This window comes from Corynebacterium sp. HMSC064E08 (assembly GCF_001811805.1).
In the GTDB taxonomy this organism is placed as follows: domain Bacteria; phylum Actinomycetota; class Actinomycetes; order Mycobacteriales; family Mycobacteriaceae; genus Corynebacterium; species Corynebacterium jeikeium_D.
In genome coordinates, this window is sequence record NZ_KV806703.1 from 178,539 (window position 1) to 202,389 (window position 23,851).

The 23,851-nt window shown below is 58.8% G+C and carries 20 protein-coding genes and 3 tRNA genes; 12 read left to right on the forward strand and 11 right to left on the reverse strand.

The genetic code is table 11. The annotated features are described in order from the left end of the window. Window positions 1-17 precede the first annotated feature (17 nt). Window positions 18-1,586, forward strand: a complete 1,569-nt coding sequence (gene purF / locus HMPREF2820_RS10415; RefSeq protein ID WP_016421390.1) for an amidophosphoribosyltransferase — start codon at window positions 18-20, stop codon at window positions 1,584-1,586. 158 nt (window positions 1,587-1,744) lie between these two features. Next, complete coding sequence (gene purM / locus HMPREF2820_RS10420) at window positions 1,745-2,809, forward strand: phosphoribosylformylglycinamidine cyclo-ligase (protein ID WP_016421389.1); 1,065 nt, start codon at window positions 1,745-1,747, stop codon at window positions 2,807-2,809. A 311-nt stretch (window positions 2,810-3,120) separates the two neighbouring features. Here purM and HMPREF2820_RS10425 read toward each other — a convergent pair whose 3' ends face one another. Together HMPREF2820_RS10425 and HMPREF2820_RS10430 are read right to left on the reverse strand one after the other, a co-directional pair. After that, on the reverse strand, window positions 3,121-3,303 hold the full coding sequence (locus tag HMPREF2820_RS10425; protein ID WP_005511943.1) for a DUF3073 domain-containing protein: 183 nt from the start codon (window positions 3,301-3,303) through the stop codon (window positions 3,121-3,123). Between the two features lie 260 nt (window positions 3,304-3,563). Beyond that, complete coding sequence (locus HMPREF2820_RS10430) at window positions 3,564-4,718, reverse strand: CAF17-like 4Fe-4S cluster assembly/insertion protein YgfZ (protein WP_048732113.1); 1,155 nt, start codon at window positions 4,716-4,718, stop codon at window positions 3,564-3,566. An 80-nt stretch (window positions 4,719-4,798) separates the two neighbouring features. Here HMPREF2820_RS10430 and HMPREF2820_RS10435 point away from each other — a divergent pair, with 80 nt between their 5' ends. Then, window positions 4,799-5,686, forward strand: a complete 888-nt coding sequence (locus HMPREF2820_RS10435; RefSeq protein WP_070603969.1) for an aminodeoxychorismate lyase — start codon at window positions 4,799-4,801, stop codon at window positions 5,684-5,686. 77 nt (window positions 5,687-5,763) lie between these two features. Here the strand turns inward: HMPREF2820_RS10435 and HMPREF2820_RS10440 are convergent, their stop codons facing one another. Beyond that, a complete protein-coding gene (locus tag HMPREF2820_RS10440; protein WP_016421386.1) occupies window positions 5,764-6,444 on the reverse strand; it encodes a heme-binding beta-barrel domain-containing protein in 681 nt (226 codons plus the stop codon). 101 nt (window positions 6,445-6,545) lie between these two features. Continuing rightward, entirely contained in the window at window positions 6,546-7,403 is an 858-nt protein-coding gene (locus HMPREF2820_RS10445) for an LmeA family phospholipid-binding protein (protein WP_048732119.1), read from the reverse strand. Window positions 7,404-7,484: 81 nt separating this feature from the next. Between HMPREF2820_RS10445 and mshD the strand changes: the two genes are divergently transcribed. From mshD to HMPREF2820_RS10475, 6 genes are all read left to right on the forward strand, one after another. Next, window positions 7,485-8,393, forward strand: a complete 909-nt coding sequence (gene mshD, locus HMPREF2820_RS10450; protein WP_070603970.1) for a mycothiol synthase — start codon at window positions 7,485-7,487, stop codon at window positions 8,391-8,393. Between the two features lie 340 nt (window positions 8,394-8,733). Then, on the forward strand, window positions 8,734-9,831 hold the full coding sequence (pstS, locus tag HMPREF2820_RS10455; protein WP_016421383.1) for a phosphate ABC transporter substrate-binding protein PstS: 1,098 nt from the start codon (window positions 8,734-8,736) through the stop codon (window positions 9,829-9,831). Between the two features lie 237 nt (window positions 9,832-10,068). Then, on the forward strand, window positions 10,069-11,112 hold the full coding sequence (pstC, locus tag HMPREF2820_RS10460) for a phosphate ABC transporter permease subunit PstC (protein WP_016421382.1): 1,044 nt from the start codon (window positions 10,069-10,071) through the stop codon (window positions 11,110-11,112). Window positions 11,113-11,189: 77 nt separating this feature from the next. After that, window positions 11,190-12,083: a phosphate ABC transporter permease PstA gene (pstA, locus tag HMPREF2820_RS10465; RefSeq protein WP_049173081.1), complete on the forward strand. Its 894-nt coding sequence runs from the start codon at window positions 11,190-11,192 to the stop codon at window positions 12,081-12,083. Between the two features lie 48 nt (window positions 12,084-12,131). Continuing rightward, window positions 12,132-12,908 (forward strand): phosphate ABC transporter ATP-binding protein PstB, encoded by a 777-nt coding sequence (pstB, locus tag HMPREF2820_RS10470; RefSeq protein ID WP_016421380.1) that lies wholly within the window; start codon window positions 12,132-12,134, stop codon window positions 12,906-12,908. A gap of 264 nt (window positions 12,909-13,172) precedes the next feature. Beyond that, window positions 13,173-14,003: a hypothetical protein gene (locus HMPREF2820_RS10475; protein ID WP_049193810.1), complete on the forward strand. Its 831-nt coding sequence runs from the start codon at window positions 13,173-13,175 to the stop codon at window positions 14,001-14,003. 361 nt (window positions 14,004-14,364) lie between these two features. Here HMPREF2820_RS10475 and phoU read toward each other — a convergent pair whose 3' ends face one another. From phoU to HMPREF2820_RS10505, 6 genes are all read right to left on the reverse strand, one after another. Beyond that, the gene (phoU, locus tag HMPREF2820_RS10480; protein WP_080969597.1) at window positions 14,365-15,102 is read right to left on the reverse strand and encodes a phosphate signaling complex protein PhoU; all 738 of its coding nucleotides are present in this window, start codon (window positions 15,100-15,102) and stop codon (window positions 14,365-14,367) included. A 90-nt stretch (window positions 15,103-15,192) separates the two neighbouring features. Further along, complete coding sequence (gene dusB, locus HMPREF2820_RS10485) at window positions 15,193-16,350, reverse strand: tRNA dihydrouridine synthase DusB (protein ID WP_042388893.1); 1,158 nt, start codon at window positions 16,348-16,350, stop codon at window positions 15,193-15,195. A 132-nt stretch (window positions 16,351-16,482) separates the two neighbouring features. Next, entirely contained in the window at window positions 16,483-18,222 is a 1,740-nt protein-coding gene (gene cydC, locus HMPREF2820_RS10490) for a thiol reductant ABC exporter subunit CydC (protein WP_070603971.1), read from the reverse strand. Continuing rightward, window positions 18,219-19,769, reverse strand: coding sequence for an ABC transporter ATP-binding protein/permease (locus HMPREF2820_RS10495; RefSeq protein WP_083308476.1), 1,551 nt, complete (start codon window positions 19,767-19,769; stop codon window positions 18,219-18,221). Before HMPREF2820_RS10495 ends, cydC begins: the two co-directional genes overlap by 4 nt. 29 nt (window positions 19,770-19,798) lie before the next feature. Further along, complete coding sequence (gene cydB, locus HMPREF2820_RS10500) at window positions 19,799-20,815, reverse strand: cytochrome d ubiquinol oxidase subunit II (RefSeq protein WP_070603972.1); 1,017 nt, start codon at window positions 20,813-20,815, stop codon at window positions 19,799-19,801. Window positions 20,816-20,834: 19 nt separating this feature from the next. Further along, window positions 20,835-22,424: a cytochrome ubiquinol oxidase subunit I gene (locus HMPREF2820_RS10505; RefSeq protein WP_070603973.1), complete on the reverse strand. Its 1,590-nt coding sequence runs from the start codon at window positions 22,422-22,424 to the stop codon at window positions 20,835-20,837. Window positions 22,425-22,640: 216 nt separating this feature from the next. On the opposite strand from HMPREF2820_RS10505, the gene HMPREF2820_RS10510 reads away from it, so the two are divergent. After that, window positions 22,641-22,713, forward strand: a tRNA-Lys gene (locus HMPREF2820_RS10510). Between the two features lie 76 nt (window positions 22,714-22,789). Here HMPREF2820_RS10510 and HMPREF2820_RS10515 read toward each other — a convergent pair. Then, complete coding sequence (locus HMPREF2820_RS10515) at window positions 22,790-23,320, reverse strand: NUDIX hydrolase (protein WP_070603974.1); 531 nt, start codon at window positions 23,318-23,320, stop codon at window positions 22,790-22,792. A gap of 200 nt (window positions 23,321-23,520) precedes the next feature. On the opposite strand from HMPREF2820_RS10515, the gene HMPREF2820_RS10520 reads away from it, so the two are divergent. Further along, window positions 23,521-23,596: transfer RNA gene (locus HMPREF2820_RS10520), tRNA-Glu, on the forward strand. Window positions 23,597-23,610: 14 nt separating this feature from the next. After that, window positions 23,611-23,684, forward strand: a tRNA-Asp gene (locus tag HMPREF2820_RS10525). Window positions 23,685-23,851: the final 167 nt, after the last annotated feature.

Below are 23,851 nucleotides of genomic sequence, written 5' to 3' on the forward strand. Positions count from 1 at the left end.
CGGGTGGGGCTATTAGTGTGAATGTCGTGGCCGATACCAACATTTCAGGTGCACCAAAGTCCAAACTTTTGCCAATTTCGCCTTACGACGATCTGGGGGAGACATCCCCGCGCGAAGAATGTGGCGTTTTTGGCGTTTGGGCACCTGGCGAAGACGTGTCCAAACTCACCTACTATGGCCTGTTTGCCCTGCAGCATCGCGGCCAGGAAGCCGCCGGTATCGCAGTCGGCGACGGCGACCAAATTCTCGTATTCAAGGACCTGGGCCTTGTTTCCCAAGTTTTTGATGAGCAGACGCTCGACGCTCTGAAGGGGCACGTAGCGGTGGGGCACACGCGCTACACCACCGCCGGCGCTCCTGCGTGGGAGAATGCACAGCCGATGTTCCAGATGGCCTCTGACGGCACGGACATCGCGCTGGGGCACAACGGCAACCTGACCAACCACCTCACGCTGTTCCATGAGGCGGTCGACAAGGGTTTACTGCGTGAAGAGGGCGAGCTGCCCAGTGACTCCGCAATCATGACCACTTTGCTTGCCGACGAAACCGGCAAGATTGACCACCCCGAAGATTACGGCTGCAGCACCAATGTAGAAGCGGCCGCGATGGCACTGCTGCCGCGTTTGAAGGGTGCTTTCTGTCTTACTTTCACCGATGGCGAGACGCTGTACGCCGCGCGTGACCCATACGGTGTGCGCCCGCTGTGCCTGGGGCGCCTGTCCGGTGGCTGGGTAGTCGCATCCGAGACTTGCGCGCTGGATATCGTCGGTGCATCGTTCGTTCGCGAGATCGAGCCAGGCGAGATGGTGACCATTGATGCTTCCGGTGTGCGTTCGCAGCGTTTTGCCGAGACCACCCACGCTGGATGCATTTTTGAGTACGTCTACCTGGCCCGCCCGGACTCCAACATCCGTGGTCGCTCCGTCAACGCGGTGCGTCTTGAGCTGGGTCGCCAGTTGGCCCGCGAGTTCCCGGCTGACGGTGACCTGGTGATGCCAGTGCCGGAATCCGGTACCCCGGCCGCTGTTGGCTACGCTCAGGAATCGGGCATCCCGTTTGGACAGGGGCTGACCAAAAACGGCTACGTGGGGCGTACCTTCATTCAGCCTTCGCAGACGATTCGTCAGCTGGGCATCCGACTGAAGTTGAACCCGCTGAAGGAAGTTATCGCCGGTAAGCGCTTGGTTGTGGTCGATGACTCCATCGTCCGCGGCAACACCCAGCGCGCACTGATCCGCATGCTGCGTGAGGCCGGTGCAAAGGAAGTGCACGTGCGCATCGCCGCACCGCCGGTGAAATGGCCGTGCTTCTACGGCATTGACTTCGCCTCTCCGGGCGAGCTGCTGGCCAACGGTGTCGATGAGAATGACATCGTCGCCGGTATCGCAACCGCGATTGGTGCCGACAGCCTGGGATTTGTCTCCATCGATGGCATGGTCGCCGCTTCCGAGCAGGCAAAGACCGAAGTCTGTTGTGCGTGCTTCGATGGCAAGTACCCGCTGGGGCTGCCGGAGGGCAATCCGAATGCGGCAGCTGTGGAGAGGATGCAGGCAGCCCAGGCTGCCAAAGCCGCAACGAGCAATTAGCCTCGAAACCTCCTTAGAATGAACTACGAGAACTGAACCGAGAACGAAGCGCAAGCGGTGCTGTGGATTGCAGCCGTTGCTTTGTTCCCGGTCCGCCAATACTCCCGGATACGGCAGTAACGCCGCCCGGGGGAGAAAGTTTAAAGCGAGAGCCTCTAATGACCGAGAACGTTTCTGGTGCTTCCTACGCTGCAGCCGGTGTCGACATCGAAGCCGGCGACCGCGCCGTTGAACTATTCGCCCCGATTGCCAAGAAGGCCACTCGCCCAGAGGTCCGTGGCGGGCTCGGTGGTTTTGCCGGCCTGTTTGCACTGGGCAACTACGAAAAGCCGCTGCTGGCCGCATCCTCCGATGGTGTGGGAACCAAGTTGGCCGTGGCGCAGGCCGTCGGCAAGCACGACACCATTGGCCTGGACCTGGTCGCCATGGTCGTCGATGACCTGGTTGTGTGCGGCGCCGAGCCGCTGTTCCTGCAGGACTACATTGCAATTGGCAAGGTCGTGCCGGAGCACGTCGCCGAGATCGTTTCCGGCATCGCCGAGGGTTGCGTCCAGGCGGGTTGCGCCCTCCTTGGTGGCGAGACTGCAGAGCACCCGGGTGTGATGGAACCGGGCGAGTACGATGTCTCCGCTACCGGCGTCGGTGTCGTGGAAGAGGACAAGCTTCTCGGCCCGGACCGCGTGCGTGAGGGCGATGTCATTATCGCCATGGAGTCCTCTGGACTTCACTCCAATGGCTACTCGCTGGCTCGCTACGTTCTCCTGGAGAAGGCCGGTCTGGAGCTCGACGGTTATGTCGAGGACTTCGGGCGCACCCTCGGTGAGGAGCTGCTGGAGCCAACCAAGATTTATGCGAAGGACTGCCTGGCTCTCATGAACGAGGCCGAGGTCCGCACTTTCTGCCACGTCACCGGTGGTGGATTGGCTGGCAACATGGTTCGCATCATGCCGGAAGGCCTGACCGCCGACATGAGCCGCGCAACTTGGACCCCGGGTCCGATTTTCAAGACCATTGCTGAGCTCGGCAACGTCTCCCGCGAGGAGATGGAGAAGACCTTCAACATGGGTGTTGGCATGGTTGCGATTGTTTCTGCAGAGGACCGCGATCGTGCCCTGGCTCTGCTGACTGCCCGCCACATCAACGCTTGGGAGCTGGGTACTGTCCGCAAGAGCGAGGCTGGCGAGGACGGGGCTGTTTTGCGCGGCAGCCACCCGCGCTTTTAAGCGTCGGCCGGCCGTCGGTTTACTGCGACGGGCGGCCGGGATGCGGGTTGCACAACGGAGATCCCAGAAAACCACGGGCTGCAAATGTGAAACTGTATGAGTTTATGACACTTTCGAGCCGTTTTTTGGGCGATTTTTGTCATAAACGCAGTCAGTAACTCGGATTGATCCGCTGCGGCCGAGCATAAACGGCCGAACATAATCGCAGTCGACTAAGCAAAAGCAAGCACCCACCAACGGAATCGTTGGTGGGTGCTTGTTTTATTGAAATAGAAACGCTTTGCGGAAAATACGACAGCGGTTAGCTTGCGCTAGCTGTCGCGACCAGCGCCTGAGGCCCATTCCTCCCAGTCAGAGTAATAGTCGTCTCGATCGGACTCGTTCGACTTGCCGACGAGTTCCCGCTGCAGACGTTCCAAATCCATTTCTGGTGAATCGTACTTGAGCTGACGGGCAACCTTCGCCTGCTTTGCTTTCGCACGGCCGCGACCCATGGCCTGACCCCCTTGTGTAATCCGTGGGGCGGCACGGGGATACGGCCGACCCACTTATGTCTTATTGCGTTAATTCCTGTAAGACACCATAGCCGATTTTTAGACGAAGGGGTTACGCGGGGAGGCCCATAGTGGGTCGTGTCCTCGCGCTCAGACAACTCAATATGTGCTGTGGCCTGGGGAAATGTCCTTTCTGAAAAAGAATGGAAAAAGTTATTTTTTCACCACTCTGTCTGGTGGCTTTACCTATTTCCTGTTACCTATTTCCCACGCAGGCGGTTGATGGCCACACGGCCCGGCGGCAGCTGCTCAACGCGGTCGATGGAGGAAGTGTCGACGGCCACGGCGCAGTCACCCACCACAAGGCCCTCGCGCTCCTGAGCTGAGCGTTTAAGCAGAGCCAAAGCAATCGGGCCGTAATCGGCATGTTGCACGACGGTGCCCACGCGGCCCACGGCGCGCTTGCCCATCATCACTGGATTGCCGGTTTCCGGCAGGGTGGCCGAGCCGTCGAGCTGCAGCATCACCAAAACTCGTGGGGAGCGACCAACATTGTGGACACGTGATACCGTCTCTTGGCCGCGATAGCAGCCCTTGTCCAAGTGCACGGCAGCCGTGTCGAATTCAGAAGCAATCCAGCGGGGAGCCTCATGCGGAATCATCTTCTCGTCTACGTCGATTCCCAGCTCGGGCCGCAAGGAGACTACGCGTTCGGCCTCCCAGCCCATCAGGCCGACTGGGGAGGCGCCAGCGGCCACCAGCGCGTCCCAAGCACCGACTAAATCCTGTCGGCGTACGAGCACATCCACACGCCCGCCGCGTGGCCACGGCAGGTGCCGGACGTAGGAATGTCCCACAGTCGTAGCTTTACCCACCTGCGGGAATGCGAGACCAGCGGCTACCAGGACCTCAGGGGCATTCGGCCCCATGACGGAAATAATCGCCCTTTCTACCTCAGCAATTTCCACCTTGGACCAGAACACCATCATGTTCAGGTACTTCAACAGGGAGTCGAAGCCGGAAGGGGGCACGTCGATAAGCACGGAATCGTCCAAAACAGTCAGCGTCATGTGATGGAGAACGTGACCGTTTGCATCCAGGTTCAGTGCTTCAGTGACAGTGCCGGGAGCGGCTTCGTCGACCTTCTGCGAAAAAAGTGTGTTGAGGTAGGTCAGGCGATCCTCGCCAGTGACCTCAATAACGCGGTAGTACGAGCGATCTACTACGCCGCAGTCCTCCTGCAGGTGACGTTGCTCTACCAGCGGACGGCCGTAGTGCCATGCCACGCTAGCTTGCCCTGTGGTTTGCTCAACGTTTTTCGCTGAGTTTCCGTCTGGGGCGTTCTCTGAGGCCTTCTCCAAACCTTCCATCTGTCCGCCCAGTTCGAGGGCAGCGGCGCCAGCCACGTGAGACATCAAAGGACTTACATACTCAACACTCACTCCCTCATGTTAACCAGAAATCCTCAAATTAAGCATGGATTAAGCTTGTGTGTATGACGGATTCGCTTTCTTCTCTAGTGCTTATCGACGTCTTCGCAGACGGCGGCCCGGTTGCTGTCGAGGCAGGACAGCCGTTCCTCTACGCGGATGATCTCGGAGCTATTCGCGGCGACGGAGTTTTTGAAACACTCCTGGTCAGGGGTGGTCATACCTGTAATACTGACCGGCACGAGAAGCGATTCGCATCGTCAGCGCTAATGCTGGATTTGCCAACCCCAGATCTGCAGCAGTGGCGGGCGGCTACCGAGGTCGCACTACAGGAGTTGCGCGATAGGTCAATTGAGGGGGATGCGACGTTGCGGTGGGTGTACTCGCGTGGTCGTGAGTCCACCGGAGAGCCGACTGGCTACGTTTTGGCTAGCTCCGCGGAAAAGGTGGCGGAAAACCGTCTGAAGCCGGTATCGGTCATGCTTGCAGAGCGCGGTTTCTCGCTCGACCTTGGCTCCCGTGCACCGTGGGCGCTCATCGGCGCGAAAACGTTGTCATACGCAGCTAATATGGCCGCTTTGCGCTATGCCAAGTCCAAGGGTTTTGACGATGTCATCTTCATGTCCGCAGAGGGCAAGCTCTTGGAAGGCCCAACATCGACCATCATCGTTCAGCGCGGCAATGAACTGCTGACTCCCAACCCCGGTGAAGGAGTGCTGCCGGGCACAACTCAGGCAGCGCTGTTTGAAACAGCCGCCAACTGCGGCTGGAAAGTCACCCCGACGGTCCTGGTGCCCGGGGACCTATTCACCGCCGATGCGGTATGGCTGGTGTCTTCGGTGCGTATCGCGGTCGTGGTTAAGTCCATCGATGGTGAGCCCATCCGGCAGCCGGATGCAATCGCGGAAAAGGAATTCCGCGACCTGTGTGACAAGGCGCTGGCGACGCAGTAGGGCCCCAAATAGTAGGGCTTGATGCAGTTGGGCGACGCAGTAGGGCCCCACAACGCCCGTCGTAAAGCGGGGAGAACCTAGCCCGCGTAGCGCTTGAGCTGCGCGGACATGCGGGGAGCGAATTCCTCATCCCGCAGGCGCTCGTCTACCCACCCGAGATCATTGTTCGGCATCAGACCGTAGAGGCGCTTGCCCGGGCCAAGGGATGCAGGACCGGTAGCAGTGACCATTGTGGAGGCTGCCTGCAGTTCCCATGCACGCTCGGAAACCGGCTTGCCGTAGTAGATCTCAGTGACGCCGGTGGAGTGGACGCAGATGAACTCAATCTCGTCCTCGTTGTTAATGCGCCAAAATCCTGTTTCGCGCTGGTCAGGGCCGGTCGGCTTGCCTTCTTCGTCCAGCTTCCAGATGCGCGACTCATACTTCAGGTAGTTCTCGCCATCGTGGCTGAAAATGAGCTGCTGGCCGAAGTTGTACTCGCCGTCGACGACAGTGTTCGCCTGCCCCTCACCGCGCCACACGCCGACCAGCGGCAGTAGTGCCAGCAGGCCGTCGTGAATATTCGGGCCGAAGCGCAGGTTAGCGGTCTCGTCGGGGATCGGGAGCCCCTCAAGCTCAGTGATGTTGCGCGTAGCGGTGCTCTTGGCCTGTTCGGCCGCGCGGTTGATGGCCTCGTTGCCGTCGAGGCGAGGGGCTTCCGCAGCTGCAGGCTCCTGTGCAGCGGCGTCTGTCTGGTTGCTGCCATTCTTCTCGGTCATGCTTCACACTCTACCGCTGAAGCTCTTGTGGCCATGTATGGGCTGTTGTCGCATGGTGCTAACGCTGCACCGACGCTTAACGGCGATGCTTGACGACGGCCTTAGCGACGCACCCGACAGTTCTTCTCCGGCAGCTTCTCCGTGGATTGAGCTGACGCCTCGGCATCCTGCTGGGATGTCGGCGGCATGAAGTTTGTTGGCGACACGGTGCACAGAATCTGTTCGCCTTCGATGGTGATAGAACCGCCCGACACGTACACGCGAGTCGCCGGCATGCCCATCGGTATATCTGAATCCCGCAGTGTCAGAGCGAAGGTGTCCATAATGTGCTGCGTATCAGCCTCAGACAGCTCAGGTTTGACGTGGCTTTTAGAATCCGTTGGGGACGAGGGCGCAGAAATAATCTCCATCGGCGTAATGACCACGTCGCGGCTGACAATGCGCAACTTCGCCGTAACCTGGGTTTTTCCCTGCCATCCGGCTGGCGTGGCCTCTAAGATAGCCTCGGTCTCCCAGCCGCCGGTGGGGGAGGAGTCCTTCAGGCTCTGGATACTCAAGTCCGTCAGTCCCAGCTTGTTTCCCAGAGAGACACCGTCGAGCGAGAGCTTAGTGAAGTACTGCTTCGTCGGCGATTCTGGGAAATTACCGCTGAGCACTGCCGATGCCGGGATCTTTACGTTGGAAGCTCCGTACTCCAGAGATACCAAGCCGAAGTCGGGCACCTCGACATCGCGGATGCGCGAGGTTACGGAGCTCCACTTACCCGTAACAAAGGAAGACAAGTAGGCCTTGCCACCAATGGCGACGTATGGGGTCATCTCCAGCTGAGCAGTCTCCTGAATATGCTCGGAGAGCTTGTACTCCGCATGGCTGGCGAAGCCCATGTCGGTGGCAATCACCAGCGCGGCAACGGCGAGGATAGAGCCACCGATCTTCTTCTGTCGTCGGGAAATGGACACACTCTATTAGTACCCCATCGCTTTTGGCTCAGACGACATCGGGGAAGTGTTGAATTCGCTGCTGTGTATAGGGTGGGGCGTATGAACGTAACCGAACTGCTTGACGTAGACACCACCGCCGCCGATACGCTACTGCAGCACGCCCACTCCGCCGACGGCGTGGAGGCGTTCGGCGAGGCTTTCGTCCGAGGGCTTGACGACGAATCTTTCGGGCATCGACACTTTGCGATTATTGAGAACGACCGTTACTTGGGCCTGGCCGCCGTTGCGCCGGATGCTGTGGAGATGGTTGTTGACCCGGAGTTTCGTAAGCAAGGAGTGGGGGCGAAGCTGCTTGCGCACATCGATGCTGAGGTCGGCGAGCGCCTGCCTGTCTGGGCTCACGGTGATGTCGCCGGTGCCAGTCGTTTGGCAGAGTTGACGGGACGCAAGGTCATCCGCGAGCTGTTGCAGATGTCCATTTCGAGCTCAGCGTTGGAGAAGGCTGCGGGGGCCGTCGATAAGCGCGATGATGTTGAAGCGCTAACCCTGACTGCGGCACGCGCGAAGTGGGGTGAGGCGGCCGTGGATCGGGTGTGGTTGGCTGTGAATAATGAGGCGTTTGACTGGCATCCGGAGCAGGGCGGTTGGTCGCAGCCACAACTCGATCGCGCTCGGAACGTGCAGTGGTTCGACCCGGAGGGCGTGTTCTTTGCTGCGGATGTGGCCGGGGCGCGCGACAGTGCGGAGGAGATTTGCGGTTTCCACTGGACGAAGTGGCATGCCGAGGAGTCTGTGCCAACTGGCGAGGTGTATGTGATTGGACTGAGCTCGAAGGCACGCGGACGTGGTCTCGGACGATGGCTGACCAACGTTGGGCTTTCCTATCTCCGAAACCGGGGAGCGGAAAAGGTAATTCTCTATGTCGAAGGCGACAATGCGCCGGCAGTGCGCACGTACCGTGCGGTCGGTTTTGAGGTGGCCCGCCGTGATGTGATGTACGGCGCGTAGATGTGACGGTTCGATTGGGGGGGGGGATTGAAGGCGAGTTATTGGGGAGGGGGAGCTTAGCTTTATCTCAGTTTTAGGTGGTTTTCCTCTGGCGCGGGGGCAATGATTCTTGTGTTTTTGAGGAGATGCTGTCCAATCCTCAGTGTTTCAGGGGCGCATTTTAGGGCCTCTTACAGGGATAATGAGGATAAATAAAGAATTACTTGCGCCGTTCACCAATTGTTAATGTTCTGAACAGGTTCCGGTTACTATCGGTAGATAGGTTCAGCGCAGTGGACCGGAGTGTGGCGGTTCCACGTGAACTGTTTCACTCATTGTGTAAAACCCCGGAGGATTTACTGTGCTGAAGAAGAACCGTGCGGCATCTGTCATTGGTTTGGCCGCTGTTGCAAGCCTTACCCTGGCTGCTTGCTCTGAAGAGGGCGGCGAAGGCGCTTCTAACGTTGAGGGTCTGGCTGACGTCACCGGTGAGCTGCAGGGCGAGGGCGCTACCTCGCAGCAGCGCGCCATGGATTTGTTTGCCACCAAGTTTGAAGAGACCGGCTCGACCCTGTCGTACAACGCATCTGGCTCTGGTTCCGGTCAGACTCAGTTCATTGCCGGCACCGTTGCTTTCGCTGGCTCTGACTCCCCGCTGAAGGAGAAGGACGGCAAGGACCAGGTCGCAGAGGCTAAGAAGCGCTGCGACGGCAATGAAGCATGGCACCTGCCGATGGTTATCGGTCCGGTTGCCGTTGCCTACAACCTCGAGGGTGTTGACGTCGCTCTGACCCCGGCTCTGGTTGCTGAAATCTTCGACGGCAAGATCACCAAGTGGAACGACCCGAAGATCGCTGAGGTCAACGAGGGTGTCGATCTTCCGGAGAAGGACATCAAGGTTGTCTACCGCTCTGAGGAGTCCGGTACTACTGATAACTTCATGAAGTTCCTGAGCGCAGCTGCTCCGGAGCAGTGGCAGCACGAGGCTTCCAAGTCCTTCCCGACTGCTACTGGCCAGGGTGCTAACGGCTCGGCTGGTGTTGTCAACGAGGTCGCCAACATCGACGGTGCTATCACCTACGTCGAGGCTGGCTTCGCTGAGGACAAGGACCTGGGCATCGCCAAGATGGACTTCGGTCATGGTCCGGTTGAGCTGAACAACGACACCGTCGGTAAGGCTCTGGATTCCGTCACGTTCAAGACTGAGGGTCACAACATGGTTGTTGACACCGACGCTCTGTTCGCAATGGACGAGGAAGGCGCTTACCCGCTGGTTCTGACCACTTACGAAATCGTCTGCTCCGCTGGTTACGACGAGCAGACTCGTGACCTGGTTAAGAACTTCCTGAAGGTTGTTCTGGAAGAGGGCCAGGGCCCAGAGCTCGAAGAGCTGGGTTACATCCCGGTTCAGGGTGAGTTCAAGGACAAGCTGTCCGCAGCGGTTGACGCTATCAAGTAATTCTTTGCGCGCAACGCGGGTGAAAGCAGAGTTGGCTCTGTTGTTACCCCGGTTGGCGCGAGGATCACTTCAGCCGGCCACGCAGATCTGAGCTGTAGGCCGAAAACCTGACGTAGACCGGTTGGCTTTATATATCGACACCTCAGTTGATTGGGTACCGCTCGTAGAGGGGTACTGAGGCCAATCGGTCTTCATGTGCGTTGAAGCACAAATCACTTCTACTTAGGAAATGAGATCATGAGTTCCTCGACTCCCATTGAAGGGAAGCAGGAGGCTGTAGACAGCAGTCTGTTGCAGTCCTCAGCACCGCAGGTGGATTCCTCCGGCGACGAGAGCTCGGAAGAGCAAGCCATTCAGTCCGGCGTTGTTCGTCCTGGTGACCGAATCTTCAAGATTCTGGCGGTAGGATCTTCCGCATTGGTGACTGCTGCCATCATCGCAATTGCAGTGTTCCTGCTCCTGCGCGCAGTTCCGGCAATGTCCCGTAACGAAGCGAACTTCTTCACCTACACCGAACGATGGAACCTGGCGGATACCTCCGCCATGTACTTCGGTATTCCGAACATGTTTCTGGTGACCGTCGCGGTTTCCATCCTGGCGCTGATTCTGGCTATGCCGGTTGCGCTGGGTATTGCTATCTTCCTGACTGCCTATGCTCCAAAGAAGATGGTCAAGCCGCTGGGTTACCTCGTGGATTTGCTGGCCGCAGTGCCGTCGATTGTTTACGGTCTGTGGGGCTTTATGGCTCTCGGTCCGGCCTTGGCTGGTCTGTACGGGTGGTTGGCTAAGACACTGGGCTTTATCCCGATGTTTGCCCTGTACCCAAACTCGCCGGCATTCGAGACCGGTCGAAACCTCTTCACCGGTGGCATTGTGCTGGCAATTATGATTCTGCCGGTTATCGCGGCTACCACCCGTGAGGTCTTTGTTCAGACCCCGCGTGGTCACATTGAGGCATCGCTGGCTCTCGGTGCGACCCGTTGGGAGATGGTCAAGCTGGCTATTCTGCCATTCGGTCGTTCTGGCTTTATCTCCGGCTCGATGCTGGGTCTGGGACGTGCTCTCGGTGAGACGATGGCTCTCTACCTCGTGATCTCCCCGTCCTCGGCATTCCGTGGCTCGCTTTTCGATGGTGGTACCACCTTCGCAACCGCAATTGCTAATGCGGCACCAGAGTTCAATGACAACCTCAAGGCCGGCGCATACATGTCCGCAGGTTTGGTGCTGTTCTTGCTGACCTTCGTGGTCAACTCCGCAGCCCGAATGATTGCGAAGAAGTAGCAAGGTCGTAGGAAAAGAAACGAGAAGTAACAATGACTAGTTCAACTACTGATTCTTCGCCTCACGGCCCTGCAGACATGGTCCCCACCACGGAGTCGGCATTCACCCAGATTAAGGGTTCCCGCAAGGTGGCAGACAACGTCTCCACGGTCCTCATTTACTGCTGCATGGCTCTTGCCCTGATCCCGCTGGTGTGGGTTCTCTTCGAGCTTGTCGTCCGAGGCACCCCGTCACTGCTGAGTGGTGAGTGGTGGACTGCTTCCCAGCGTGGTGTCACTGTTGGTGCGTCTGCCGGTGGTGTTGCTCACGCAATCGTCGGTACCTTGGTTCAGGCTCTGGTCACGACTCTCATGACCGTGCCGTTCGGTATCTTCGTTGCCATCTACTTGGTCGAGTATGCAGGTAACTCCCGTCTGGGCAAGGTCACCACCTTCATGGTCGACATCCTCTCCGGTGTGCCGTCGATCGTCGCGTCGCTGTTCATCTACTCGATGTGGGTGGTCATGTTCGGCATGAGCCGTTCCGGTTTCGCTGTCTCGCTGGCGCTGGTTCTGCTGATGCTGCCGATCGTTGTGCGCAACACCGAGGAAATGCTGCGCATCGTTCCGCACGAGTTGCGTGAAGCCTCTTACGCTCTGGGTGTTCCGAAGTGGAAGACCATTTTGAAGATTGTGCTCCCGACCGCACTGTCGGGCATCGTCACCGGCGTCATGCTGGCCGTCGCACGCGTCATGGGTGAGTCCGCACCGATGCTGATCCTGGTTGCAACCTCGCGAATCATCACCTATAACCCGTTCGGCCAGTCGCAGTCCTCGCTGCCGCTGTTCATGCTGGACATGTACAAGGCCGGTAATACCGGTGCGGCATTCGACAAGATGTGGGGCGCAGCGCTCACGCTGGTTCTCATCATTGCCCTCATCAATATCCTGGCGCGCTTCGTATCCGCCAAGTTCTCCGTCAAGAGCAGTTAATGCTGGGCGCCTAACGTCCGCTATTTCAAGGAAGGTTTTTGAAAGACCATGGCTAAGCGCCTAGACCTTAACGATGTCAACATCTACTACGGCGATTTCCACGCTGTGCAGAACGTCGACCTGCACGTCCCGCCGCGTTCCGTTACCGCATTCATTGGCCCGTCCGGCTGTGGTAAGTCCACCGTGCTCCGTTCGCTGAACCGTATGCACGAGGTCATCCCGGGTGCCTACGTCACTGGCGAGGTGCTTCTCGACGGCGAAAACATCTATGGCCCGAAGATCGATCCGGTCTCCGTTCGTAACACCATCGGTATGGTGTTCCAGCGTCCGAACCCGTTCCCGACCATGTCCATCGAGGACAACGTCGTGGCTGGCCTGAAGTTGGCCGGTGTTAAGAACAAGGCTCATCTCCAGGAGGTTGCCGAGAAGTCCCTGCGCGGCGCCAACCTCTGGGATGAGGTCAAGGACCGCCTGGACAAGCCGGGTGGCGGCCTCTCTGGTGGTCAGCAGCAGCGTCTATGCATCGCACGCGCAATTGCAGTTGAGCCGGAAGTTCTGCTGATGGACGAGCCGTGTTCCGCACTGGACCCGATTTCCACTCTGGCAATCGAGGACCTGATTCATGAGCTGAAGGAAGAATTCACCATCGTCATCGTGACCCACAACATGCAGCAGGCAGCTCGTGTGTCCGATCAGACCGCATTCTTCTCCCTCGAGGCAACCGGTAAGCCGGGTCGCCTGGTTGAGGTTGGCCCGACCAAGAAGATCTTCGAGAATCCAGACAAGAAGGAAACCGAGGACTACATCTCCGGTCGCTTCGGTTAAACGCTTTGCGTATGCCGTAATAAGCCAAAAAGAGCCCCGTACTTCACGCGTGTTCACGCGAGGTACGGGGCTCTTATTGTTGTTGCAGTTTATGAGATTGCTGTTTGTTTCGGTGTGGGGCCGGGGGTGAAAATAATGTTTGTTTTGGGGCGGAATTGTCTGTTTGTTATCGGGCGGGGTAATCTTCCGAAGACGCAATCGAGCGTCCCCCGGAAAACTGTAGAGGGATCTGGGTAAATATATTTACATAGGAGTTATTCAATTATGGATAACCAGCAAAACGCGCAGTTCAATCCTCAGTTTTCCCCTGTGGGTGAGCAATCTTGGCCAGTAATCGCCGAAGAGAAAGCGCCGAAGCCAATTGTCGGTTACATTGCACTTGTAGTTGCGATTATTGGTTTACTCGGTTGTATCCCGGGGGCTTTGATTATTGGTTGGGTGGCGCTACCGGTTGCATTTATTTTATCGGTCGTCGGACTGTTTCAGCGCGCAACTACCAAAAAACCAGCTCTTATCGCTCTGATTCTTTCTGTGTTGGGATTGCTCATTGCGCCAATTGTATTTGTTTCTTCGGTAGGCAATGCCGTGGATGATGCGTTCAATCGGGATACGACTGCCTCTAGCCCGGATGGAAGCAAATCTGATTCTTCCGATTCTGGTGCTGCGGGCAGTAGTCGGGAGAATCCGTTGCCGATTGGAACGACCATCGAAAGTGAGCAGTGGGCCATTACTATCGATAGCGTAAATCTAAACGCTAACGATGAGGTTCTGGCGGAAAATCAGTTCAATGACCCTGCTCCAGAGGGGTTTGTATACGGACTTGTGCATGTTACTGCAAAGTACAAGGGGAATGACCCTCAGGGGCAGAGTTCCTGGCTTGGTATTAATTATGTAACTGCAGGTGGCCAAACCACGGACGAAACGGAGCTTTGGGCGGTGGCGCCTGACGAGTTTGACACCCTCGAGACGGTGTATGAGAACGGCGAAATCGCAGGTAACGTGGTAATCGTTGTGCCCATTGATGGGGCAGATCAGGGAGTTCTGGCAGTCACCCCAGATTTAATGTCAAAGAAGTCTTTTGTTGCTGTCTCTTGAGTAGCGGCTGTCTCTTGGGCCGCGGGGATGGACACGATATAGGAATCGGCATTCTCCAGACATCTAACGCGAAAAGTAATCGCACAAACAGTTACTGACTAGGTTTATGACAGGTGAATAGCGTTTACAGGCGGTAAAGTGTCATAAACCTAGTCAGTTTCTCGGTTTGAGGCGGTGTTGTGGCTGGGGCAGTGTTTAGCCTGGTGTGGCTTAAAAACAGCTCCACTTCGGTTTAAAACCCCGTGCCAGTTGGCCCATCGACGCAGCTCAACAGCCCCCAACATCTCTACAGCTCAGCCCAACACCCAGCCCGCCGAGCAGCCCAACACCCAGCCTCCCAACAGCCTGCAGCTTCACGAACCTACATCCGCAGGTGACGCTCCAAGGCCTGCAGGCGTTGGTTAAAGCTGCGCTGGTCGCGCTCATCCTCGAGCTTGTCCAGGTAGACATCGCGCTTGTAACCGGTGGCCAGGTAAATAATTCGGGCGGCAACCTCGACGGCGTGATCCGCGTAGCGCTCGTAGAAGCGGCTCAGCAGGGTGACATCCACTGTCTGCGCAGGGGAGTGCGGCCAATTATCGTCGTTGGTCAGCGTAAACAGGTGCTGGTGAATGTCATCGATGCTGTCATCGGTCTTATCCAAGGCCAATGCCTGGTCAACGTCGTAGTCGATGAGCACCTGACGGGTTTCGTGCGTCATCTGCTCAGATACGGAGGCCATCTCGCGGAAGAACCCCTCCACGGGCTCCGGCAGTGCCTTGTTCGGGTGGCGACGCCGGGCAACGTTGGCAATATGCACACTCAACGCGCCCATGCGGGAGATGTCCTCGACAATGTAGAGGCCACTGACAATCTGTCGGAGATCACCAGCCACAGGAGCTTCGCGGGCCAACAGCTCGAAGGCTCGCTGCTCCGCATCCTGGCGCAGGTCCTCGAGAGAATCAATCTGGGAAAGAACTGTTTCAGCCGAGACCAAATCAGCCTCGAAGAGGGCCTTGTTCGCAAGCTTGTGCATGGAGCCAACTCGGTCACACATCACAATCAGGCTGTGAGCCAAGTTGTCCATTTGTTCTCGGTAGACAGTGCGCATGCGTTCCATAGTAGGCAATCCTCAACAACGTCGCGCGTTAGTGGGGAGCCCCCAATTACCCCTCGTAAAGTTATGTAAACACTCGCTCAGAACCGAAGCTTAGCCACCGGAGTGCATAATCTCCGCGCCTTCAGGCACGGTGTCGTCCTCCGGGTCGTCCAGCCAGCCCTCCGGCAAGACCACCTTTGCAGGGGACCCCTGTCGGCCGCGGGCGCCGTCGGCGTCCTCCGGGCGGGCGTGGGCGCTGGGGCCGTCGTAAAGCGGTGCGAGAATCTCGTCGAGCGTTGCCAGCGAATCGACGCGCGCAAGAGACTTCCGCACCTCACTACCGGCAGGGTATCCCCGCAGGTACCAGGCAATGTGCTTGCGCAGGTCGCGGCAGCCTTTACGCTCGCCCTCGTGCTCCACGAGCAGTTCCGCGTGACGACGGATAATCCCCGCGACCTCACCAAATGTTGGTGCCGGCGGCACTTCTTCGCCACGCAGCTCGGCGGACAACTGCGCGAACAGCCACGGGCGGCCAAGGCAGCCGCGACCGACGACGACACCGTCGCAGCCGGTCTCGTCGAGCATTTTGCGGGCATCGGTGGAGGCAAAGATGTCGCCGTTGCCAAGCACCGGGATATCGCTGTAGCCGGAGTCGACCATGTGCTCCTTCAGCCGCGCGATCTGCGACCAGTCAGCGTGGCCGGAGTAGCGCTGCGCTGCGGTGCGGGCATGCAGAGCCACAGCCTGGGCGCCCATCTCAGCGGCGATGCGGCCGGCATCGAGATGCGTGTGGTGCTCGTCGTCGATACCGACGCGGAATTTCACGGTCACCGGGATGTCCGTGCCCTCAGTGGCTTTTACCGCTGCGGCGACGATGTTGCCGAAGAGACGGCGCTTATACGGCAGTGCCGAGCCGCCGCCCTTGCGAGTGACCTTCGGTACCGGGCAGCCGAAGTTCATATCGATGTGGTCGGCGAGGTTTTCGTCGACAATCATCTTTGCGGCCTCGTAGGTCCACTTCGGGTCAGTGGTGTAGAGCTGCAGGCTGCGCGGGTTTTCGTCAGGCGCGAAGGTGGTCATGTGCATGGTCTTCTCGTTGTGCTCGACCAGTGCTCGCGCGGTGACCATCTCGCAGACATAGAGGCCCGAGACCGTGCCTGTACGCTGCAGCTCCTGCTCGCGGCACAGCGTTCGGAATGCCACGTTGGTGACACCGGCCATCGGAGCGAGTACCACGGGGGAAGCGAGCTCAAAGGGGCCGATGTGCATGTGCGCGGACGTGGCATCGGCGGGCTTGGCGGCGCTGAGTGGACTCGTGGAGGTATCTAACACGTACAGTATTGTGTCACGCTGAACTGCCGTTTTCGAATCTGTTTTGGGCGGCCGGTTGAATCGCCCCGGTTAGCGCTGCGTCCGCGGATGCCTGACGACGATCACCGTCCGGCGACCCCTCCCACCGGGCAGGTCGGTGGTATTCCGAAGAATTTCCAGGATGTGGTTCGACTCTTCGTCGAGGTGTTCGGTGGGTTCGTCGAGAAGCAGGATTGGCGCTGTGCTGACAAGTGCCCGGGTGAGAATGAGCCTGCGCCGCTGACCACCCGAGAGACTGTCCGCGCCGCTGTCCAGAATCGTGTCCAGGCCGTCGGGTGCGGCATCGACCCAATTGCGCAGGCCCACGGCGTCCAGTACGGAGTAGATGTCATCGTCGCTGACCTGCGGGTTACCAATAGAGATGTTGTCCCGCACCGTCGTGGCGAAAATGTGCTCATCCTCGGCGATAAAACGCACCAAGTCGCACTGCTCCGTGTTTACGTGGGGCTCTCCGGCACTTGCCGCACTGCGCCACAGCTCACGTCCGTCTCCGTCAGTGATAGTCACCGTGCCCGCAACCGGCGGGATTAGTCCGGCGATTGTCTTCAGCAGCGTGGTCTTTCCGCTTCCCGACGGCGCCGTGATCTCCCGGTAGTCGCCAAAGGTGACCTCGAAGTTTTGCATCGGCAGTTGAGCTGGCTGGGCAGCGGGCTCTTCCGCAGTATTCGAACTGTTGTCGTCGGGGTAGCCCACGATTAAGTCTTGAACCTGCAGAGTTGGCCGAACTGTCAGGTGGTTCTGAGCGAGCGGGGACGTGTGGATTGGCGCTGTGGGGACTGGGGCTGAGCGCATGGCATCCGCTTCCCCTGATTCACTCGCACTTGACGCGAGCGTCAGCAAGGCTTCCCTCGATTGCGCCAGTGTTTGCGCAGCAGCTGGCAGCGGACCAACCGACTCAAAAGCCGCCAGCGGCACCAGAACCAGAACCGTCAGCCACTCGGGAGAGTGCAGCAAACCGCCGCCAGCGCCCCCGGCCGAATCCGTCACCAACCATGACGCTACGACCACGGTCAGGACAGCGGTCAACACGCTGGCCGCGGTGCTCAGTGCGGAGGCGCGGGCATTTGCTCGACCTGTGGCGTCATCGATGGCCGCAACCGTTTTGCTGGAGGATGACGCGGCAGAGACTGCCTCATCCAACTGGCCGTGGATACGCAGGCCGGCGGCGTCGGAAAGCAGCGCTTCGACGGCAGCAGCATGCGACTGCATCGCGGCCGCGCGACGCTGACTTGAGCGCGCAGTGGCGCGATACGTCAGGTAAGGAGCAACACCGCCGGCCAGAAGCAGTCCCACCGCCAGGAGAACCGCAGCGGCAGGCGAGAGTAGAGCCACAAAGATGACGGCGATGAGGGAGGTCATAAGCGCCACCAACGCGGGCACTATTGAACGCACGACGGCATCGGCAAGTGCGTCAATATTCGCCCCGAGCGCTGTGACAATATCGGAACGCTCACGCAGCGCCAGCGTACGGTCGGCCACGAAATGCTCCCATAGCTTCACGCGCGAGCGCTCGGCGGTTCGCAACGCCACATCGTGGGAGACCAACCGGTCGAGGTATCGAAACGCAGCTCGCGAAATACCCAGCGCGCGCACAGACGTGACCGCCAAGGTGATGTCCATCAGTGGCGGCATCTGCCAGGAACGCGTAATCAGCCACGCCGACACCACTGTCAGGCTCAACGCGGACAGCAGCGTGATGGTGCCCGCCAACACCGGCCACACCAGGTCGCGGGGTTTCACCAGGCGACGAAGCGCTTGCAGAGTAGTCATCGCGACTGCACCTCCACCACACCATCGGCGGCCGCAATCAACAGCGGATCATGGCTGGTGGCAATCACCGTGGCTCCGCGCCGGGCACGTGCGCGCAGGAGCCTAATCATGGACTGCGCACTGTCGGTATCCAGGTGAGCTGTCGGTTCATCGAGGAGGACGAGGTCGCGGGTGTCGTCGGCAAGCTCGCGCCGAAGCGCCTCCCGCTGACGTTGCCCGAGCGAGCGCCGCGAATTGTCTCCCACCGTCGCTGCGTCCAACACTGGGCGCTGGGGCAGCCACGCGATGCGCCGCAGCAGATCCTGGGCACGGAGAATGCGCTGGCCGTCGCGAATAGTTACGGAGCCTTTCAACCCCTCGTGCACGATGCCGGCGACCGCAAGCAGCGCTGTCGTCTTGCCCACGCCGTTCGGCCCCGCCAGCACCGTCACTGTGCCCGGCCGCGCGATGGCGCTTAATTCACTTGGCCGCACGCCGTCTCGCCCCGGCGCGGAAAGGCGTTCGAACACGACCGTAGGGGCGTTGGGGACACTGCTTGACGACGTTCCTTCGTCCACCTCCTCCATCGTTTCAGAGGCGGTGCCTGTGGAGTTCGGAGTCTGGCCAGCGTCCTTGTCTAACAGTTCTGTGACTTCGGTGGCAGCGACCACACCGTCCTGGGCGGCGTGGAATTTCTGGCCAACCTGGCGCACCGGGCCATAGATTTCTGGGGCGATGATGAGCACTGCCAGGCCGGTCGCCAGTGTCATGTGGCCTCCCAGAAGTCGGAAACCGATGCCGACGGCGATGAGGGCAATTGACAGGGTGGCGAGGAATTCCAGGACCGCCGCGGAGAGGAAAGCGATGCGCAGGACCTCCATGGTGGATTTCCGGTGGCGGGCCGACAGGCGCTTGATTTCCTCGCTGGGGGCATCGGCCATGTTGTGCGCTTTGAGAGTTGGCAGGCCGATGACCAGGTCGAGGATTTGGCCACGCACGGTGCCGATGTCGGCCAGACGACGTTCTGTGCGGCCCTCAGTGAGGCGACCTACCAGCCACATGAACAGCGGAATAAGAGGCAGCGTGACAACCGCGATGGCAAAAGATGGGAGGTCCAACCAAGCGACCGCGGCCAGTGCCATCGGGGTAGCCAGCGCTGCGGCCACCAGTGCGGGGAGGAATTCCGCCACGTAGACGGCCACACCATCGAGCCCGACCGAAAGCAATGCGCGCCAGTGCGCGGTGTCGACAGTGCGAGGATCGCGCAGAGCCAGGGCTCGCAGTGCCCGGCTGCGCAGGTCTGTGGCCACGCGTGCACCCGCAGATTGGCCGAAACGCACGAGCGCGTAGGAGCAGGCCACCCGAACGAATACAGCGGCCGTGGCTATCAGCGCGAATAATGTCCAATTAGGAGTTGCCTCACCCAGAACCTGCGCCGTAATAGTGCCGATTGCCAGCCCCAACGCGATTGTGGCACCTGTGCTCGCGGCGGTCAGTGCGCCCGCGAAAATGACCCAACGCCAGGCTGGGGCCGACAGCTTGAATAGTTTCGGATCGACAGGTGCCACTTTTTAGAAACTAACCTCCAACGGACGGTCTACTGCGAGACCCTACGTTCAGCCATCAACCGCTTGCGGAATACCCAGTATGTCCACGCCTGGTAGGCAATCACCAGTGGGGTAATCACCAGCGCGGTCCAGGTCATGATTTTCAGCGTGTAAGGGTTAGAGGCGGAATTCCAGATATCGAGGGAAACGCCGTCGGCAAGCGTCGTCGGCATCAGATACGGGTACATGGCGCCGAAGACAACGGTGGTGACGGCGACTACGGTGACCGCGGTTGCGGAAAAAGCGATGCCATCGCGGTTGCCTACGGTTGCGGAGATGGCAATGACCAACCCCGCGACGGCGATGACGACAACAGCCCACAGCCAGGTCTTTCCGTAGCCCAGCTGTGTCCAGATGAGGAACACGCCGCCAAATATCAGCGCCGACAGTGCCGGAATTCGAGCGGCGTTGCCGACCTCGTCGCGTAGCTTGCCGGCGGTCTTCAGCCGCAGGAACGTAACTGCGTGAAGAGCGAACACAGCCGCAAACGCAATCCCGCCGACCAGGGCGTACGGGTTCAGCAACCCGAGCAGGGTACTAAAGCCGGAGTCCAAGTTCTTGTCGGCATTCAGCGGGACACCACGCACCAGGTTCGCGACCGCTACGCCCCACAGAATCGGCGGCAACCAGGAGCCGAAGATGATTGCGCGGTCGCACCAGGCGCGCCAGCGCTCATCGTTGACTTTGAAGCGCCATTCCAGCCCGACAATACGGACAATCAACGCCACCAGAATCAGGAAGAGCGGCAGGTAGAAGCCGGAAAACATGGACGCATACCATTCCGGAAATGCCGCGAAGAGCGCGCCGCCAGCGGTAATTAGCCACACTTCGTTGCCGTCCCATACCGGCCCGATAGTTCCGAGCATCGCTTTACGACGCGGTTCATCGCGGCCAACGAACGGCAGCAGCATTCCGACGCCGAAGTCAAAGCCCTCGAGCAGGAAGTAGCCAGCGAAGAGGAACGCGATCAGGATAAACCACAAAACGGGAAGATCTAATCCGAACATGTCAGAGATACATCCTTATCTACTTTGTGTCCTCAGTCGCGGAGACTTCGGAGTCGGGGCTGGCAGCGGACTGGGCATGGACCTTGTTGAATCGAACCGGAGACGAGATGATCGCGCCCAGATTGGTAGCGATTGGTGACGACGGGCCAGCGTGCTCGGGGTCATTGCCGATGGCGTTGATAGCCTCAGCGGATTCGGTCGGAGGTCCGGCAATAACTGCGCGGCGAATCAACCAGAACCACACCACTGCCAAAATCAGGTAGAGCAGGGTAAAGCCCACCAGGGTGATAATCACCGTGGCCGGTGCGTGGTCGGACACACCCATATCGACGGTCATGCGAATCAGCTCGGTGCGCGGGTCGCCCGCGTGATCCGGGTTCGGGTGCACAATCCAGGGCTGACGGCCCATCTCCGTAAAGATCCAGCCAGCGCTGCTGGCCAAGAACGGGAACGGAATCGCGAGGATACTGCAAGCGGCGAAAATGCGGGCTCGCTTGCCCGTCGGCACGCGCCCCTTGCGAGTAAATAGCCAAGCGAAAAACGCGATAGCCAGAGAACCGACCATGAGCCCAATCATGGCGCGGAAAGACCAGTATGTGACGAACAGATTCGGAGAGTAATTGCCTGGGCCGAAGACCGCCTCAGCTTTTTCTTGCAGGTCCTGCACGCCCTGGAGCGTGACGCCACTGAACTTGCCCTCGGCCAGGAAAGGCAGCACCCATGGCACCTCGATGAGATGCAGCACCGAGTCGCAATTGTTGTGCGTACCGACGGTCAGAATCGAGAACATTGGATCTGTCTGCGTGTGGCACAGGGACTCGGCCGATGCCATCTTCATCGGCTGCTGCTCGAACATAAGCTTGGCCTGGATATCGCCGGTGATAAACACCGCCAGCGAGCTGAGCACAGTTGTCCAGAGCCCGACCTTCATGGACTTGTGAAACGTCCATTCGTGAACAGTATTGCTCTGGCCACCGCGGCGGCTCTGAACCAGCCACCAGCCACTGACGCCGACAACGAGCGTGCCGGCGGTAAGGAAAGAGCTGGCCACGGCATGCGGGAAAGCTGCCAAGGCAGTGGAGTTGGTCAACAGTGCGCCAAAGTCTGTAAGCTCTGCGCGGCCGGTTTCCGGGTTGTAGACCGCGCCTACAGGATGCTGCATGAACGAATTGGCGACGATGATGAAATACGCCGAGATATTCACCGCAATAGCGACAATCCAAATCGAGAGCGTGTGCATCCAGGTGGGAATACGCCCCCAGCCGAAAATCCACAGTCCCAGGAAAGTGGATTCCAGGAAGAATGCGATGAGGCCTTCAAGAGCCAGCGGGCCGCCGAAGACATCACCGATCATGCGGGAGTACTCCGACCAGTTCATACCGAACTGGAATTCCTGGACGATACCCGTGGCTACGCCCATGGCGAAGTTAATAATGAAGATGGTGCCGAAAAGCCGCGTCGCTCGGTACCAAAGGTCATTTTTCGTCGTGGCCCACAGTGTCTGCATGAGCGCGACGAGCGGAGCTAGACCAATTGTCAGTGGGACAAAAATGAAGTGGTAGACGGTGGTTATGCCAAATTGCCAACGAGATATATCGACGACATCCATGTTTCCTCGACTGAAAAAGTAGACATAAACGATGCGTGTACTTCGTCGGATTTGTCGAAGCCTGCATCAAGTGCCCGCAGTATTCCTGCTTATTAATTCAGTCGGACAGGAGGGGTAAAAAGTTCCGGGGTGTGAACTTATCGACGCGGGCAGGGCAAAACTCCGGAGGGCAATTATTAAAAACAAGCGCGTAATTGCTAGGCTATTTTGTTGCGCGGGCCTTTAGCTCAGCTGGTAGAGCTACGGACTTTTAATCCGCAGGTCGCGGGTTCGAGCCCCGCAGGGCCCACAAGCACGAAAAACCCCAGGTCATCAACGGCCTGGGGTTTTGTCGTATCTTGCCTGTATTTTTCCCTCTGTGGCACCTACTTCTCCCGCTTGTGGTAACCCATGCGCGGTTTAAAGCCCGCCGGGTGCTTAAGCTGCGCCACTGCATCGGCGACTATCAGGCGGAAGCGTGGCATCATCGGTGGCATCTGTGAGATCTGGAACCATCCGACATCAGTGGATTCATTATCAGCGACATAGGGGACGTCGTCGCCAACAACGCTGCAGCGCATGGAGATATCCAGATATGAGGAAACATCGCCGTTGAGGTGTTCGATAGGGCCAACGGCGCCAGTTCCAAGCAGGGCCTCAACTGTGACATCGAGTCCCGTTTCTTCCTTTACCTCTCGCACGGCGGCGTCGTGAGGCTGCTCGTCCGGGTCGATAATTCCGGTGACTGGGGTCCATTCACCATTATCGGAGCGACGAACCAGCAAGACCTCGGGCAAGGCGTACATCGGTGCATTCGGCGGAACATCGCGAATGACGATAGCCGTGACACCGGGGAGCCAGAGCGGAGCGTGGCCCACTTTTTCACGGAGCTGAACAATGAAATCCGGAATTGCCATAGTTGCGAGCTTATCTGAGTACTAGTAGCGTCCGCGGAAATAGTAAGAAACTCCAGTTCAACCGTGGATTTTGGGAAAAGGGTACTTATCCTCTATAGTTCTTTACGTTGCCAAGAGCGCGCGCAAATGCAATGTTCATACACTGCAGGTGTACGCGGAGTGTGCCACTGAGTGGGCAACTCTTTGCAGCGTTAAGTCGGGCTCCCATCGTCTAGAGGCCTAGGACTCCGCCCTTTCACGGCGGCAACACGGGTTCGAATCCCGTTGGGAGTACCACTAAAAATCATGATGGCCCTGTGGCGCAGTTGGTTAGCGCGCCGCCCTGTCACGGCGGAGGTCGCGGGTTCAAGTCCCGTCAGGGTCGCAATTCTAAACGCCAGTTCCGGTTGGAGCTGGCGTTTTTTGCTTTTGGTTAGTGGTGCGCTGGGCGTCGGCGTGGGTAATGGACAAAAAGTGTGTCTGACTCTCAAGATGGTGACTGGTGAGAAGCCAAAAACTACGGGCTGCAAATGTGAAACTGTATGAGTTTAT

Excerpts from the sequence above, each read along its gene's own strand:
- purM (WP_016421389.1), top strand. The coding sequence starts at position 1,745 with ATGACCGAGAACGTTTCTGGTGCTTCCTACGCTGCAGCCGGTGTCGAC.
- HMPREF2820_RS10425 (WP_005511943.1), bottom strand. The coding sequence starts at position 3,303 with ATGGGTCGCGGCCGTGCGAAAGCAAAGCAGGCGAAGGTTGCCCGTCAG.
- HMPREF2820_RS10430 (WP_048732113.1), bottom strand. The coding sequence starts at position 4,718 with ATGTCTCACGTGGCTGGCGCCGCTGCCCTCGAACTGGGCGGACAGATG.
- HMPREF2820_RS10435 (WP_070603969.1), top strand. The coding sequence starts at position 4,799 with ATGACGGATTCGCTTTCTTCTCTAGTGCTTATCGACGTCTTCGCAGAC.
- HMPREF2820_RS10440 (WP_016421386.1), bottom strand. The coding sequence starts at position 6,444 with ATGACCGAGAAGAATGGCAGCAACCAGACAGACGCCGCTGCACAGGAG.
- mshD (WP_070603970.1), top strand. The coding sequence starts at position 7,485 with ATGAACGTAACCGAACTGCTTGACGTAGACACCACCGCCGCCGATACG.
- pstC (WP_016421382.1), top strand. The coding sequence starts at position 10,069 with ATGAGTTCCTCGACTCCCATTGAAGGGAAGCAGGAGGCTGTAGACAGC.
- pstA (WP_049173081.1), top strand. The coding sequence starts at position 11,190 with ATGGTCCCCACCACGGAGTCGGCATTCACCCAGATTAAGGGTTCCCGC.
- pstB (WP_016421380.1), top strand. The coding sequence starts at position 12,132 with ATGGCTAAGCGCCTAGACCTTAACGATGTCAACATCTACTACGGCGAT.
- HMPREF2820_RS10475 (WP_049193810.1), top strand. The coding sequence starts at position 13,173 with ATGGATAACCAGCAAAACGCGCAGTTCAATCCTCAGTTTTCCCCTGTG.
- phoU (WP_080969597.1), bottom strand. The coding sequence starts at position 15,102 with ATGGAACGCATGCGCACTGTCTACCGAGAACAAATGGACAACTTGGCT.
- dusB (WP_042388893.1), bottom strand. The coding sequence starts at position 16,350 with ATGCACATCGGCCCCTTTGAGCTCGCTTCCCCCGTGGTACTCGCTCCG.
- cydC (WP_070603971.1), bottom strand. The coding sequence starts at position 18,222 with ATGACTACTCTGCAAGCGCTTCGTCGCCTGGTGAAACCCCGCGACCTG.
- cydB (WP_070603972.1), bottom strand. The coding sequence starts at position 20,815 with ATGTTCGGATTAGATCTTCCCGTTTTGTGGTTTATCCTGATCGCGTTC.
- HMPREF2820_RS10505 (WP_070603973.1), bottom strand. The coding sequence starts at position 22,424 with ATGGATGTCGTCGATATATCTCGTTGGCAATTTGGCATAACCACCGTC.
- HMPREF2820_RS10515 (WP_070603974.1), bottom strand. The coding sequence starts at position 23,320 with ATGGCAATTCCGGATTTCATTGTTCAGCTCCGTGAAAAAGTGGGCCAC.